Origin of the sequence: Alistipes sp. An116 (assembly GCF_002161005.1) — a bacterium.
In the GTDB taxonomy this organism is placed as follows: domain Bacteria; phylum Bacteroidota; class Bacteroidia; order Bacteroidales; family Rikenellaceae; genus Alistipes; species Alistipes megaguti.
The window spans coordinates 250123-263486 of the sequence record NZ_NFLR01000002.1 but is presented as its reverse complement, the minus strand read 5'-3'; the positions used below and the strand labels follow the sequence as shown (position 1 = coordinate 263486).

Here is a 13364-nt window from a genome sequence, read left to right as displayed (position 1 = left end):
CGGATCAGGCTTTGGGTTGTTTCGACTGGTTGATGAGCGTTTCGATGCGCTCCTTGAGTTCGAGGACCTCGTCCTTCAGGTCGCCCTTGACGTTGAACGGGATGCGGAATGAGAGCCAGTCGCCCAGACTCCTGTTCATGCGTTCGATGGGCGTGACGCAGTAGAGCAACATGAAATAGAAGAGCATCAGCACGATGGCGATCATCACCGCCACGGAGATCAGCACCGGAGTCACGGCCCGGTAGGCATTCTTCTTCATCTGCTCGGCACGCGGCGCCAGCGAGCTCTGCGTCGAGGTCATGTAGTTCTTGATGGCATCGGTCAGCCGGCCGTAGAGGGCCTCGTACTCCTCGTTGTACCACTTGATACCCAGCGAATCGGGGCGGTTTGCGGCGGAAGCCGGGCCATGTACGGCCGCCAGGGAGTCCCTCTGTCGCAAATCGCCGAAGGCCAGGTAGTTGTCCGTGACGATACGCATCTCGGTGGTGGCGAAGGCCAGCGAATCGAGGAACGTCTTGTCGAGGGCTTCGTTCTGGGCCACGAGCAGCGTATTCTCCAGCCGGTCCATGCAGGCGCGGCAGACGCTGTCGCGCGACCGGTCGCCGAAGACCGACAGGCGGATCAGGGCCATGTTCTGTTCGTGAGCGGCATCGAGCATCTCCTTGGCCAGCTCGATGTTACGGGCATTGGCCTTGAGGATTTCGCCCGTATCGCGGCTCAGATGGCCCAGTTCGAGCAACGAGACCATCCCGGAAAAAAACAGCAGGCAGACGATGCTCAGAAAACCAACCGTCACCCGTTTACGCAAACCGGTCATAACTTTAACAGGATCTTACTTTCCGGCAAAGATACGAAAAGTCGGGCGCAAAAGCCAATCTCGCGGGAGATTTTTGCCCCGGGCCCGCCATCTACGCCTCTGCGGGGTCGAGAATCCGTCCTTCGAGATCGTGCGCGGCATCCATCTCGCCGAGGGCCACGCGGCAGATCGTATTGACGCGCGAACGGTCGTAGGGGGCCTTCACGCGGCGGTAGTTGCCCGTGAAGCCGAACATCATGCCGCCGCGGCGCGTGCTTTCGAAGAGCACCTCGTCCTCGGTACCGACGGCCCGGGCGCAGAATTCGCCGTGGAGCCGGTTGCAGAGCTCCTCGAGTTCGGCCACACGGCGCGTGGCCACCGACGGCTGTACCTTGCCGGGCAGATCGACGGCCGGCGTGCCGGGACGCTCCGAGAAGGGGAAGATGTGCAGAAAGGCGGGCTTCAGATCGGCCAGGAAGTCGTACGTCGTGCGGAAATCGGCCTCCGTCTCGCCGGGAAAGCCGACGATGACGTCGATGCCGATGAAGGCGTCGGGCATCACGCGCCGCACCGAGGCGATGCGGTCGGCAAAGCGTGCCGAGGTGTAGCGGCGGCGCATCAGCCCCAGGATGCGGTCCGAACCGCTCTGCAGCGGAATGTGGAAGTGGTGCATCATCTTGGGATTGTGAGCGCAGAAGTCGATGATCTCATCGGTCAGCAGGTTGGGCTCGATCGAGGAGATGCGGAAACGGTCGATCCCCTCGACCTCGACCAGCGCCCGCAGCAGGTCGATGAAGCGTTCGCCCGTCGTACGGCCGAAATCACCCGTATTGACCCCCGTGAGGACGATCTCGCGCTGACCGCCGGCGGCAATCCGCCGCGCCTCCTCGACCAGATCGGCGATGGGCATGTTGCGGCTCGCGCCGCGGGCGTAGTGGATCGTACAGTAGGAGCAGCAGTAGTCGCAGCCGTCCTGCACCTTGAGGAAGGCCCGCGTGCGGTCGCCGCTCGAGAAGGCCGCAAAGAACGACGTCAGCGAATCGGTATCGCAGCTGTAGACCTGTGCACGGCCCTTGCCCGACAGTTCAACCACCCGTTTATATAAATCCCCCTTATCATTGTTGCTCAACACGATATCAACACCTTCTATATCGGCGATTTCCTGCGGTTTCAACTGGGCGTAGCACCCCGTTACGGCGATGATCGCATCGGGGTTGCGGCGGTGGAGCTTGCGGATCAGATTGCGGCACTTCTTGTCGGCATGCTCGGTCACCGAACAGCTGTTGATCACGCAGATGTCCGCCTCGGCCGTCGGCGCCACACGCACGAAGCCCCCCTGCTCGAACTCCCGCGCCAAGGTCGATGTCTCCGAAAAGTTGAGCTTGCAGCCCAACGTATGAAAATTGACTCTTCGAGGTTGCATGAATTCCTTTTTTACGGCACGAAATTACGAAATCCCTCCGAAAGAAGGAGGCTTTTCCGATAAAAAAGCGTAAATTTGCACGCTATATAAACCAAAAATGGAGTTTTTCAGCGACGTCTTCCAATACGGCTACCTCTCGAACGCACTCGCGGCCTGCATCCTCTCGGGCATAACGTGCGGACTGATCGGTACATACGTCGTCTGCCGCCGCATGGTCTTCCTGGCCGGAGGCATCACCCATGCCTCGTTCGGCGGTCTGGGCATCGCTTTCTGGGCCGGCACGAACCCCATCGTCGGCGCCTGGATCTTCGCCGTACTCTCGGCCCTGGGCATCGAGTGGGCCGGCTCGCGCGGCCGCATCCGCGAAGACTCCGCCATCGGCATCATCTGGTCCATCGGCATGGCCGTCGGCGCCCTGTTCATGAGCCTGCGTCCCGGATACACGTCGGGCGACCTGGCCGCCTACCTCTTCGGCAGCATCATCACCGTCACCGATACCGACGTCCGGGCCCTGGCCCTGCTCACGGCCCTGATCCTGATCGGGGCCCTGCTGTGGCTGCGCCCCGTGATGTACGTCGCCTTCGACCGCGACTTCGCCCGCTCGCGCAACATCCCCACCCGTGTGATCTCCTACGTCATGGCCGCCCTGGTGGCCACGGCCATCGTCCTCTCGATCCGCATCATGGGCATCGTCCTGCTCATCTCGCTGCTCACGATGCCCGTGGTGATCGTCAACACCCTGGCCCGCTCGTACCGGACGATCGCCCTCACGGCCCCGATCGTCGCCGTCGCCGGGAACGTCGCCGGCCTGATTCTCAGCTACCACCTCGAGGTCCCGCCCGGCGCCGCCATAATATTTGTGCTCACCGTGGCACTCGTTTCGGTAAAACTCGTATCTTTGTCGCAGAAAAAACCGCTTCACGCGCATGAAGACCATTCATAAACTCGTCCTGAAAGCCTATCTGGGCCCCATGGTCCTCACGTTCTTCATCGTCATGTTCGTGCTGATGATGAACTTCGTGTGGCGATACATCGACGAGTTGGTCGGAAAGGGCCTCAGCGCCGGAATCATCATCGAACTGATGTCCTACGCCATGGCCAACATGATCCCCATGGGGCTGCCCCTCTCGATGCTGCTGGCCGCCATCATGACCATGGGAAACCTGGGCGAAAACTACGAACTGCTGGCCATGAAGTCGGCCGGCATGTCGCTCGTCCGGATCACCCAGCCGCTGATCATCGTCGTGGGAATCGTCGCCGTGGGCAGCTTCTTCATCTCGAACAACCTGGTGCCGTACTCCAACAAGAAGATGTTCAGCATCATCTACGACATCCGCCAGCAGAAGCAGAGCCTCGAATTCCAGGACGGACTCTTCTTCAACGGCATCGACAACATGTCGATCCGCGTCGGACACCAGGACCCCGAGACCCATCTGCTGACCGACGTGCTGATCTACGACAACCGCGCCTCGAACGGAAACATGAACACCATCGTCGCCGATTCGGGCTACATCCGCCTGTCGGACGACAAGAAGTACCTGCTCGTGACGCTCTTCCACGGCCAGACCTACGAGCAGACCCGCAACAGCCAGTGGTTCACCAAGAGCGTCCTGCGCCACCATACGTTCGACCTGCAGAAGCAGGTCATCCCGATGGACGGCTTCGCCATGGGACGCTCCGACGCCGACATGTTCTCCAACGCCCAGACCAAGAACATCCACGAACTGCAGCACGACATCGATTCGCTCGAAATCCGCGTCAACGACGCCACGACAACCTCCTACGAACCGCTGCTCAAGGAGCAGATCTTCGTGCGCGACAATACGGTGCTGCCCGTAGCCGACAGTCTGAAGATCGACAAGAGCCATTTCCGCGACCTGCTGGCCACGGATTCTCTGCCCGGGCTCCCGACCCGCGAAAAGGAGAAGGTCTGGGACCAGGCCCGCACGCTGGCCAAGAACTCCCGCAACATGTTCGCCTTCGACGAATCGACGGCCAAGGAGGCCCTCAACCAGTTGTACCGCTCGAAAATCGAGTGGCACCGCAAAATCTCGCTCCCGGTGTCGATCCTGATCTTCTTCCTGATCGGCGCACCGCTCGGAGCCATCATCCGACGCGGCGGTCTGGGACTTCCGGTGGTCGTGTCGGTGATCTTCTTCGTGATTTACTACGTCATCAGCCTCACGGGCGAGAAGATGGCCAAGGAGGGTACGTGGGATGCCATCTACGGCATGTGGATCTCCACGTTCATCCTCACACCCATCGCCGTCTACCTCACCTACAAGGCCACGAATGACTCCGCACTGCTCGACACCGACTGGTATGCCGGCAAGGTCAAGGCCATGAAGGATCGCGTGGAGGGTTGGCTGGGACCGAGATTCGGAAAATGGAAAAATCGGATAAAAATCAAAAAACGCAATAAACGCAATGGCTAAAGAGACGATACTGAACAGTGTGGAGGAGGTCATCGAGGACTTCCGCAACGGTAAAATCGTCATCGTTGTCGATGACGAGGACCGCGAAAACGAGGGTGACTTCATCATCGCCGCGGAGAAAATCACCCCCGAAATCGTCAACTTCATGCTCAAGGAGGGTCGCGGCGTCCTCTGCGCCCCGCTCTCCGAGAAGCGCTGCGAGGAGCTGGGCCTCAACATGATGGAGGAGAACAACACCTCGCTGCTGGGAACGCCCTTCACCGTGACGGTCGACCTGCTGGGCCACGACTGCACCACGGGGGTTTCGATCCACGACCGCGCCGCCACGATCCGTGCGCTGGCCGACCCCTCGACCAAACCCACCGACCTGGGACGCCCGGGACACATCAACCCGCTGCGCGCCCGTGAAAAGGGCGTCCTGCGCCGTCCGGGCCACACCGAGGCGGCGGTCGACCTGGCCCGTCTGGCCGGGCTGCAGCCCGCCGGAGCGCTGATCGAGATCATGAACGAGGACGGCACGATGGCCCGCATGCCCCAGTTGCAGGAGAAGGCCCGAAAGTTCGGACTGAAGATCATCTCGATCGCCTCGCTGATCGCCTACCGGTTGAAGCAGGAGTCGATCATCGAAAAGGGGGTTACCGTACCGCTGCCTACCGAATGGGGCGATTTCAAAATCACGCCCTTCCGCCAGAAATCCAACGGACTGGAGCACGTCGCCCTGACCAAGGGTGAATGGACGGAGGACGAACCCGTGCTGGTGCGCGTCCACTCGTCGTGCGCCACGGGCGACATCTTCGGATCGTACCGTTGCGACTGCGGCGAGCAGTTGCACCGCGCCATGCAGATGATCGAGAAGGAGGGCAAGGGTGCCGTCATCTACCTCAACCAGGAGGGACGCGGCATCGGACTCTGCAACAAGATCCACGCCTACAAACTCCAGGACGAGGGATTCGATACGGTCGACGCCAACCTCAAGCTCGGCTTCAAGGCCGATGAGCGCGACTACGGCGTCGGTGCCAGCATCATCCGCGAACTGGGCATCCGCCACATGCGGCTGATGACCAACAACCCGCTCAAACGCGCCGGGCTGGAGGGCTACGGACTCTGCATCGACGAGATCGTCCCGATCGTCATCGCCCCGAACCCCTACAACGAACACTATCTCGAAACCAAGCAGGAGCGCATGCACCATACGCTGGGGCTGAAAAAGGAGTAGTATATGAGCGGCAAGGAGTTGCGCATCGTCTTCATGGGTACGCCCGAGTTTGCCGTACCCTCGCTGCGGGCACTGGTCGCCGGTGGCTACCACGTCGTGGGGGTCGTCACGACGCCCGACAAACCCGCCGGCCGCGGTCAGCGGCTGCACGAAAGCGACGTGAAGATCGCCGCACGCGAGCTGGGGTTGCCCGTGCTGCAGCCCGTCAAGCTGCGCGATCCGGAATTCATCGAGGCCCTGCAGGCCTGGAAGCCCGATCTGGGGATCGTCATCGCCTTCCGCATGCTGCCCGAGGTGGTCTGGGCCATGCCCCGGCTGGGAACCTTCAATCTCCACGCCTCGCTGCTGCCGCAATACCGCGGTGCAGCCCCGATCAACTGGGCCATCATCAACGGCGAGCGCGAAACCGGCGTCACGACCTTCCTCTTGAACCACGAGATCGACAAGGGGGCCATCATCGGGCAGATCCGCGTGCCGATCGGCGAAGAGGATACCATCGGCACGATGTACGACCGGCTGATGCAGATCGGAACCGGTCTGGTGCTGGAGACCGTCGAACGCATCGCGGCCGGAGACATCCAACCGATCGAGCAGGAGGGGATCGACGAATCGACGTTGCATCCGGCGCCGAAGATCTTCAAGGAGGATTGCCGCATCGACTGGACGCAGCCCGGCAAGCGCATCGTCGACTTCATCCGCGGATTGTCGCCCTATCCGGCCGCCTGGACGGCGATGTACCGCGAGGGTTCGGGCGAAGAGGCGCTGACGGCCAAGATCTTCGCGGCGAAGTTCGAGGCGGCAGACCACGCGGAGATTGCCTGCGGCACGGTCGAAAGCGACGGGCGGAGCTTCATCCGCGTGGCGTGTGCCGACGGCTGGATCCGCCTCGGGGAGCTGCAGATCGCCGGCAAGAAGCGCCTTTCGGTGCACGACCTGCTTCTCGGCTGGCGCGACGTGCAGCAGTACAAATTTGAGAAATGACAAAAAATGGATATATTTGTCGAAAACAAAATGTTTATGCCTATGGTTAAATAAAACAATCGTCCCTTTTCTTTGAAAAACCCCGTACCGTCCCCGCACGAAAAGCGCCGGTACATACATATAAAAAGCGTTAGCTTTATCTCTTGCTTTTCGAAATCTGGAAAATTTCACAAGCTGCCAGGAGTAAGGCGTAAACGCTCACGTTTCTACGTGGGCTTTACTCTTTATTTGGCAGCACAGGTATTCCAGAACCTCGAAAAGCAGATAAAAGTTTTGTCCCACGTTTTTTATATCTTCACTTCTGACCCAACAACTGCCGCAGGGACACGGCTTAACTTGAAAGAACATGAAAAATCTTCTTCTTACCTCACTGTCTCTCCTCGGACTTCTTCTTGCCACAGAGTCCACTTCCGCCCAAAAACGAATCGTTATCAACTCGGAACCGGCCAATGCCGAAGTCTTCATCAACGGAATGCCGACCAACCAGAAGACGCCAACCATGATCAAAACTCCGGGCGGAAAATCATTTACCGTCACTTTCAAGAAAAAAGGATATGAGGACGGGAAGCTGCTCGTTGTCAAGCAAAAGCAGTTCGACGGCAAAAAGGCCTACCCCTCAGAATTGTCCTGCCGACTCACTCCGACCCCCTATACGCAGGACCCTACCATCCCCGAGGGAGCAGCCAAAGAAAGAGTCAGCCGTGATACACCGGGACAGACCTCTCTCGAACAAACCATCATCCGATGGGCAATCGATTCCGATCCCCAAGGGGCCAGAGTATTCTATCGTGTGCTCTCAAGCGTCCCGGCAGAGGTAAAGAATACAAATGAAACTTATCTGATGACGACTCCTTATGAGGAGACCCGCGCCTTCAACATTCTGGGACTTACCTACGAGAATGCCCGAAACGTACAAATTGAAATCAAAGTGATGAAATCGGGGTACGAGGCTCAGGTAAAACGGTTCAATGTCCGCCAGGCTCTTGATCAACAGGAAATAAGCAGTTTCTTCATGCTGGTTCCCAAAGACGAGGAATAAAATCCCCCGCGAATGCCGGAACGATCTCCGTTTCGTTCCCTCTCTTTACAAAAAATACCCGAATCGATTATAATCGATTCGGGTATTTTCAATTTGACGTTTACCGGATTACCGGATCTTGTGAATGATCTCGCCGCCGTGGCGGATTGCCTCCTCGTTCTGCGGAAGCATCTTCCATGCCCGCTCCGGTAGCGACTTCTTCAGACCGATCATCACGTTCTCCATCTCGACGATCGGACGAACCTTCAGATAGCCGCCCAGAATCATCGTATTGAACAACTTCGCCTGACCCATCTTCGCACACTCGGCCGTGGCATCGATCGAATAGACCGAAATGTCCGTGCGGACCGGATGGCGCGAAATCCCGTTCGTATCGTAGATCAGCACACCGCCCGGCTTGACCAGCGGTTCGAACTTCTCCATCGACTGCTGGTTCAGAATGATCGCCGTATCGTACTCGTGCGCAATCGGCGAGGAGATCTTCCGGTCGGAAAGAATCACCGTCACGTTGGCCGTTCCGCCGCGCATCTCCGGACCGTAGGAGGGCATCCACGTAACCTCATAGTCCTGCATCACGCCCGAATAGGCCAGAATCTTGCCCATCGAGAGGACTCCCTGTCCTCCGAATCCTGCTATGATCAATGTCTCTTTCATTGTCTACTCCTCCTTTTTTACATCCTTGATATCACCCAGCGGGTAGTAGGGCAGCATGTTCTCCTCCAGCCAGCGGTTCGAGGCCACGGGCGAGAGTTTCCAGCCGCTGTTGCAGGTCGCCACGACCTCCACCAGCGAGAAGCCGTTCCCGGCCATCGCATTCTCGAACGCCTTGCGGATCGCACGCTTGCACTTGCGCACGTTGGCCGCCGTGTGGACGCTCTGACGCGTGATGTAGGTCGCACCGTCCAAGTGGGCCATCATCTCGGCAATCTTATACGGATAGCCGTTCAGACGGGGATCTCGTCCATAGGGGGTCGTCGAGGTCTTCATGCCCAGCAGCGTCGTCGGCGCCATCTGGCCGCCCGTCATGCCGTAGATGGCATTGTTGATGTAGATGGCCACGACATTCTCGCCGCGCGCCGCCGCATGGATCGACTCCGCCGTACCGATGGCCGACAAGTCGCCGTCGCCCTGATAGGTGAAGACCATGTTGTTCGGCCACAGGCGCTTCACGGCCGAAGCGATGGCCAGTGCACGTCCGTGGGCGGCCTCGATCCAGTCGATATCAATGTAATTGTAGGCGAAGACCGAGCAGCCTACGGGCGAAATGCCCACCGTACGGTCTGCGAGGCCCATTTCGTCGATCACCTCGGCGACGAGTTTGTGCACCGTGCCGTGGCTGCAGCCCGGGCAATAGTGCATGACATTATCGGTGATGAGTTTCGGTTTTGCGTAAACCAGATTCTCCTGTTTGATTTCAACCTCTGCCATCGTTTCTACTTTTTAATCAGTTTTTCCTTCAGGGCCTGAAGCACCTCGTCGGGGGTGAACATCATGCCGCCCTGACGTCCGTAGTGCTCCACGGGAGCCTTGCCGTTGACCGCCAGACGCACGTCCTCGACCATCTGTCCGGCATTGAGTTCGGCCGACAGGAAGCCCTTCACGCCGCGTGCGGCCAGTTCGGCGAGCTGTTTGGTCGGGAAGGGGTAGAGCGTGATCGGGCGCAGCAGACCCACCTTCAGCCCCTCGGCACGGGCCATCTCGACCGTCGCCGAGCAGATGCGGGCCGACGATCCGAAGGCCACGATGACGTATTCCGCATCGTCGCACTCGATGGCTTCGTAGCGCACCTCGTTCTCCTCCAGCGCCTTGTATTTCTCCTGCAGCCGCTTGTTGATGATCTCCATCTTCTCCGACTGCAGTTCGAGCGACGTGGCGATGTTGCGCGGACGGTCGGCCGGTTTGCCGTAGGTTGCCCACGAGCGGCACTCGGCCTTGATCTCCTCGTCCGTACGACGCGGACGCTGCGGAGCCAGCACCACCTTCTCCATCATCTGACCGATGGCGCCGTCGGCCAGGATCATGGCCGGGTTGCGGTACTTGAAGGCCAGATCGAAGGCTTCGGCCACGTGGTCGTGCATCTCCTGCACGGAGTTCGGGGCGAAGACGATCAGGTGGTAGTCACCGTGGCCGCCACCCTTGACAGCCTGGAAATAGTCGCCCTGCGAAGGCTGGATCGTACCCAGACCCGGGCCACCGCGCTGGCAGTTGATCACCAGGCAGGGCAGCTCCGCACCGGCCAGGTAGCTCAGCCCCTCGGACATGAGGCTGATACCGGGGCTCGACGACGAAGTCATGACCCGTTTGCCCGTGGCGGCGCCACCATATACCATATTGATTGACGAGACTTCCGATTCGGCCTGGAGCACCACCATACCGGTTGTCTCCCACGGTTTGAGCTCCATGAGGGTCTCCATCACCTCGGACTGCGGGGTGATCGGATAGCCGAAATATCCGTCGCAACCGTAGCGAATCGCCGCATAGGCGATCACTTCGTTGCCTTTCATCAGTTTTACTTCCTTCTCTGCCATCGCTTATTCGAATTTTTGACGATAAACCGTGATGACGCTGTCAGGGCAAATCACCGCACACGAAGCGCAGCCCGTGCACGCATCGGGATTCGCCATCCAGGCCACCTGGTAGCCTTTACTGTTCACCTCCGCCGACAGGGCAAGAACATTGCACGGGCACACCGAGGCGCAAACTCCGCACCCCTTACAGCGCTCTCTGTCAACGACGATAGTTCCTTTGATCTTTGCCATAACATCGATAGTATTGTTAAGTTGCTTACAAATATACGAAATTTTCCGTGCCCACTTTTATTTTCGTTATAAATTCTCGCCGATTCGTAATATAATTGTGCTTTCAGCATCCTCCCAGCCGGTGGGCGGGGATCCGAGCCGGAATCGTGTTTTTCGCATCAGTCCTCCGTCTGTATGGGATCGGGGCCACAGGGGTTTTCGCCGGGAGTTCCCGCCGAGCAAAACCACATCAGGAAGAAAATGGCCCAGACCACAAAGACCAGCGAGCCGCCGATAAACACGACGAGGAATCCCGTCGTTGCGGCTGCCACGTCCGTAAGGTCATGAGCAAAAAAAGGGGAGATCCGGCCTCAACCGTATCACCCCTTTTCTCTCGACTACGGACCGGACAACCGATCCGCCGGCTGCTATTTGGTCTTCTCCTCGGCGAACGAGTGGATCACCATGCCCGAACGCAGTTTCGGCTCGAACCACGTTGTCTTCGGCGGCATGATGTTGCCCGTGTCGGCGATGTTGATCAGCTGCTGCATCGAGACGGGGTAGAGCGCAAAGGCCACCTTCATCTCGCCGCTGTCGACCCGGCGCTTCAGCTCGCCCAGCCCCCGGATACCGCCCACGAAGTCGATCCGCTTCGAGGTGCGCAGATCCTTGATCCCGAGGATCCGGTCCAGCACCAGATTCGACAGTACGGTCACATCCAGCACCCCGATCGGGTCGTTGTCGTCGTACGTGCCCGGCTTGGCCGTCAGGCTCCACCAGTGCCCCTCGAGGTACATCGAAAAGTTGTGCAGCCCCGTCGGACGGTACTCCTCCGTTCCCTTGTCCTCGACCTCGAACGACTCCTTGAGCCGCTCGATGAGCTCCGCGGGAGTCAGGCCGTTGAGATCCTTCACCACGCGGTTGTAGTCGATGATCCGCAGCTGGCTGGCCGGGAACGTCACGGCCAGGAAGTAGCAGTACTCTTCCGTGCCCGTATGGTTGGGATTCTTCGCGCGGCACTCGGCGCCCACGCGGGCGGCAGCAGCCGTACGGTGGTGGCCGTCAGCCACGTAGAGCGCCGGAATCCCGGCAAAGATCTCCGTGATGCGGTCGTTGGTCTTGCGGTCGCGGATCACCCACAGCTTGTGGCCGAAACCGTCGGCCGCCGTAAAGTCGTACTCCGGGGCATTGTGCGCAACCACGTCCGCAACGATGGCATCAATCTCCGCATTGTCGGGGTAGGCGAAGAAGACCGGCTCGATGTTGGCCTGCTGGTTGCGCACGTGGATCATGCGATCCTCCTCCTTGTCGGGGCGCGTCAGCTCGTGCTTCTTGATGGCCCCCGAGAGGTAGTCCTCGAAATGGCAGCACATGGCCAGTCCGTACTGCGTGCGGCCCTCCATCGTCTGCGCATAGATATAATAGTACTCCTCGGGATCCTGCTGCAGCCATCCCTTCTTCTGCCAGGCGCGGAAATTCTCCACGGCCTTGTCGTAGACCTCCTGCGAATGCTCGTCGGCAATGGGTTCGAAATCGATCTCGGGTTTGATGATATGCAGCAGCGAGCGCTCCGTCGCTTCGGCCTTCGCTTCGGCCGAATTCAGCACGTCGTACGGACGCGACGCCACCTCGGCGGCATGCTCCTTGGGCGGTCGGACCGCCCGGAACGGTTTGATACGTACCATAGTTTCTCTTTGTCGGTTATTGTTTCAGGTTGTTCATCGTTCAAGGTAAGAAAGGCGGGTCCGTACACGTCGCACCCGCCTTTCTCAACGTTCCGCGCGGCCCGGTCATTTATTGACCTGGAACCTCCGGTTGCCGTTCTTCAGAAAATCGACAATCTGGTTTGCGGCGGCCAGTCCGGCGTTGATGTTGGCCTCGGCCGTCTCGGCACCCATCTTCTTCGCCGTGGCGAAGACCCGTTTGCCGAACTTCTCGTCCAGCTCGGCCTGGTTGCCGGCGGCGATGTCGGTGATGTACTTCAGATCCTCGCGTTCGGTCAGCGCCTGCATCAGCCCGGCCTCGTCGATCACCTCCTTGCGGGCCGTATTGACCAGCGTGGCACCCTTGGGCATCGACATCAGCAGCCCATAGCCGATCGAGCCCTTGGTCTGCTCCGTGGCGGGGATGTGCAGCGAGAGGTAGTCGGCCCGCTTGTAGAGCTCCTCGACCGAAGCCACCTGCTCGACGCCGTCGGCCGCGAAGACCTCCGGATCGGTCAGGAACGGATCGTAGGCTACGACGTTCATTCCCAGCGCCTTGCCTTTTCGACCCACCAGCCGGCCGACATGGCCGTAGGCATGGATGCCGAGCGTCTTGCCCTGGATCTCCGAGCCCGTACCGGGCGTAAAGCGGTTGCGGGCCATATAGATCATCATGGCGATGGCCAGTTCAGCCACGGCGTTCGAATTCTGCCCCGGGGTGTTCATCACCACGATGCCGCGTGCGGTGGCGGCGGCCAGATCGACGTTGTCGTAGCCCGCGCCGGCCCGCACGACAATCTGCAGACGGGGAGCGGCGGCGATCACCTCGGCGGTGACCTTGTCGCTGCGCACGATCAGCGCATCGGCCGTGGCCACGGCCTCCAGCAACTGTGCCTTGTCCGTGTATTTTTCGAGGAGCGCCAGTTCATAACCGGCCATTTCGACGATCTCGCGGATGCCGTCGACCGCCTTCTTGGCAAAAGGCTTCTCCGTAGCTACCAGTATCTTCATGGGTTTCAAAATTTCGTTGTTC

The 13364-nt window shown here is 59.6% G+C and carries 13 protein-coding genes; 5 read left to right on the top strand and 8 right to left on the bottom strand.

Annotated features, from left to right (window positions below):
• Positions 1–4 precede the first annotated feature (4 nt).
• Both B5E60_RS02340 and mtaB read right to left on the bottom strand, forming a co-directional pair.
• Positions 5–817 (bottom strand): hypothetical protein, encoded by an 813-nt coding sequence (locus B5E60_RS02340; protein ID WP_087309270.1) that lies wholly within the window; start codon positions 815–817, stop codon positions 5–7.
• Between the two features lie 91 nt (positions 818–908).
• Positions 909–2219 (bottom strand): tRNA (N(6)-L-threonylcarbamoyladenosine(37)-C(2))-methylthiotransferase MtaB, encoded by a 1311-nt coding sequence (gene mtaB, locus B5E60_RS02335; RefSeq protein WP_087309269.1) that lies wholly within the window; start codon positions 2217–2219, stop codon positions 909–911.
• Between the two features lie 97 nt (positions 2220–2316).
• Between mtaB and B5E60_RS02330 the strand changes: the two genes are divergently transcribed.
• The 5 genes from B5E60_RS02330 to B5E60_RS02310 all read left to right on the top strand — a co-directional run bounded on the left by B5E60_RS02330 (position 2317) and on the right by B5E60_RS02310 (position 7890).
• Positions 2317–3162 carry a metal ABC transporter permease gene (locus tag B5E60_RS02330; protein WP_087309268.1) on the top strand — a complete coding sequence of 282 codons (846 nt, stop codon included), beginning with the start codon at positions 2317–2319 and terminating at the stop codon, positions 3160–3162.
• Positions 3146–4654: an LptF/LptG family permease gene (locus B5E60_RS02325; RefSeq protein ID WP_087309267.1), complete on the top strand. Its 1509-nt coding sequence runs from the start codon at positions 3146–3148 to the stop codon at positions 4652–4654. Before B5E60_RS02330 ends, B5E60_RS02325 begins: the two co-directional genes overlap by 17 nt.
• Positions 4647–5870 (top strand): bifunctional 3,4-dihydroxy-2-butanone-4-phosphate synthase/GTP cyclohydrolase II, encoded by a 1224-nt coding sequence (locus tag B5E60_RS02320; RefSeq protein WP_087309266.1) that lies wholly within the window; start codon positions 4647–4649, stop codon positions 5868–5870. Before B5E60_RS02325 ends, B5E60_RS02320 begins: the two co-directional genes overlap by 8 nt.
• A 3-nt stretch (positions 5871–5873) precedes the next feature.
• On the top strand, positions 5874–6851 hold the full coding sequence (fmt, locus tag B5E60_RS02315; protein ID WP_087309265.1) for a methionyl-tRNA formyltransferase: 978 nt from the start codon (positions 5874–5876) through the stop codon (positions 6849–6851).
• A gap of 346 nt (positions 6852–7197) precedes the next feature.
• Positions 7198–7890 carry a PEGA domain-containing protein gene (locus tag B5E60_RS02310; protein ID WP_087309264.1) on the top strand — a complete coding sequence of 231 codons (693 nt, stop codon included), beginning with the start codon at positions 7198–7200 and terminating at the stop codon, positions 7888–7890.
• 108 nt (positions 7891–7998) lie between these two features.
• Here B5E60_RS02310 and B5E60_RS02305 read toward each other — a convergent pair whose 3' ends face one another.
• The 6 genes from B5E60_RS02305 to B5E60_RS02280 form a co-directional block, all read right to left on the bottom strand.
• On the bottom strand, positions 7999–8544 hold the full coding sequence (locus B5E60_RS02305) for a 2-oxoacid:acceptor oxidoreductase family protein (protein ID WP_087309263.1): 546 nt from the start codon (positions 8542–8544) through the stop codon (positions 7999–8001).
• 3 nt (positions 8545–8547) lie between these two features.
• The gene (locus B5E60_RS02300) at positions 8548–9318 is read right to left on the bottom strand and encodes a thiamine pyrophosphate-dependent enzyme (protein ID WP_087309262.1); all 771 of its coding nucleotides are present in this window, start codon (positions 9316–9318) and stop codon (positions 8548–8550) included.
• Between the two features lie 5 nt (positions 9319–9323).
• Positions 9324–10418 carry a 3-methyl-2-oxobutanoate dehydrogenase subunit VorB gene (locus tag B5E60_RS02295; RefSeq protein ID WP_087309261.1) on the bottom strand — a complete coding sequence of 365 codons (1095 nt, stop codon included), beginning with the start codon at positions 10416–10418 and terminating at the stop codon, positions 9324–9326.
• Between the two features lie 3 nt (positions 10419–10421).
• The gene (locus B5E60_RS02290; protein WP_087309260.1) at positions 10422–10649 is read right to left on the bottom strand and encodes a 4Fe-4S binding protein; all 228 of its coding nucleotides are present in this window, start codon (positions 10647–10649) and stop codon (positions 10422–10424) included.
• 407 nt (positions 10650–11056) lie between these two features.
• A complete protein-coding gene (locus tag B5E60_RS02285) occupies positions 11057–12313 on the bottom strand; it encodes a DUF1015 domain-containing protein (protein ID WP_087309259.1) in 1257 nt (418 codons plus the stop codon).
• Positions 12314–12418: 105 nt separating this feature from the next.
• Positions 12419–13342 carry a 3-phosphoglycerate dehydrogenase gene (locus B5E60_RS02280; RefSeq protein ID WP_087309317.1) on the bottom strand — a complete coding sequence of 308 codons (924 nt, stop codon included), beginning with the start codon at positions 13340–13342 and terminating at the stop codon, positions 12419–12421.
• Positions 13343–13364: the final 22 nt, after the last annotated feature.

Bases quoted from the DNA above. Each gene is read 5' to 3' on its own strand.
- B5E60_RS02290 (WP_087309260.1), bottom strand. From the start codon at position 10,649: ATGGCAAAGATCAAAGGAACTATCGTCGTTGACAGAGAGCGCTGTAAG.
- B5E60_RS02325 (WP_087309267.1), top strand. From the start codon at position 3,146: ATGAAGACCATTCATAAACTCGTCCTGAAAGCCTATCTGGGCCCCATG.
- B5E60_RS02285 (WP_087309259.1), bottom strand. From the start codon at position 12,313: ATGGTACGTATCAAACCGTTCCGGGCGGTCCGACCGCCCAAGGAGCAT.
- B5E60_RS02320 (WP_087309266.1), top strand. From the start codon at position 4,647: ATGGCTAAAGAGACGATACTGAACAGTGTGGAGGAGGTCATCGAGGAC.
- B5E60_RS02305 (WP_087309263.1), bottom strand. From the start codon at position 8,544: ATGAAAGAGACATTGATCATAGCAGGATTCGGAGGACAGGGAGTCCTC.
- fmt (WP_087309265.1), top strand. From the start codon at position 5,874: ATGAGCGGCAAGGAGTTGCGCATCGTCTTCATGGGTACGCCCGAGTTT.
- B5E60_RS02295 (WP_087309261.1), bottom strand. From the start codon at position 10,418: ATGGCAGAGAAGGAAGTAAAACTGATGAAAGGCAACGAAGTGATCGCC.
- mtaB (WP_087309269.1), bottom strand. From the start codon at position 2,219: ATGCAACCTCGAAGAGTCAATTTTCATACGTTGGGCTGCAAGCTCAAC.
- B5E60_RS02300 (WP_087309262.1), bottom strand. From the start codon at position 9,318: ATGGCAGAGGTTGAAATCAAACAGGAGAATCTGGTTTACGCAAAACCG.
- B5E60_RS02280 (WP_087309317.1), bottom strand. From the start codon at position 13,342: ATGAAGATACTGGTAGCTACGGAGAAGCCTTTTGCCAAGAAGGCGGTC.
- B5E60_RS02310 (WP_087309264.1), top strand. From the start codon at position 7,198: ATGAAAAATCTTCTTCTTACCTCACTGTCTCTCCTCGGACTTCTTCTT.
- B5E60_RS02330 (WP_087309268.1), top strand. From the start codon at position 2,317: ATGGAGTTTTTCAGCGACGTCTTCCAATACGGCTACCTCTCGAACGCA.
- B5E60_RS02340 (WP_087309270.1), bottom strand. From the start codon at position 817: ATGACCGGTTTGCGTAAACGGGTGACGGTTGGTTTTCTGAGCATCGTC.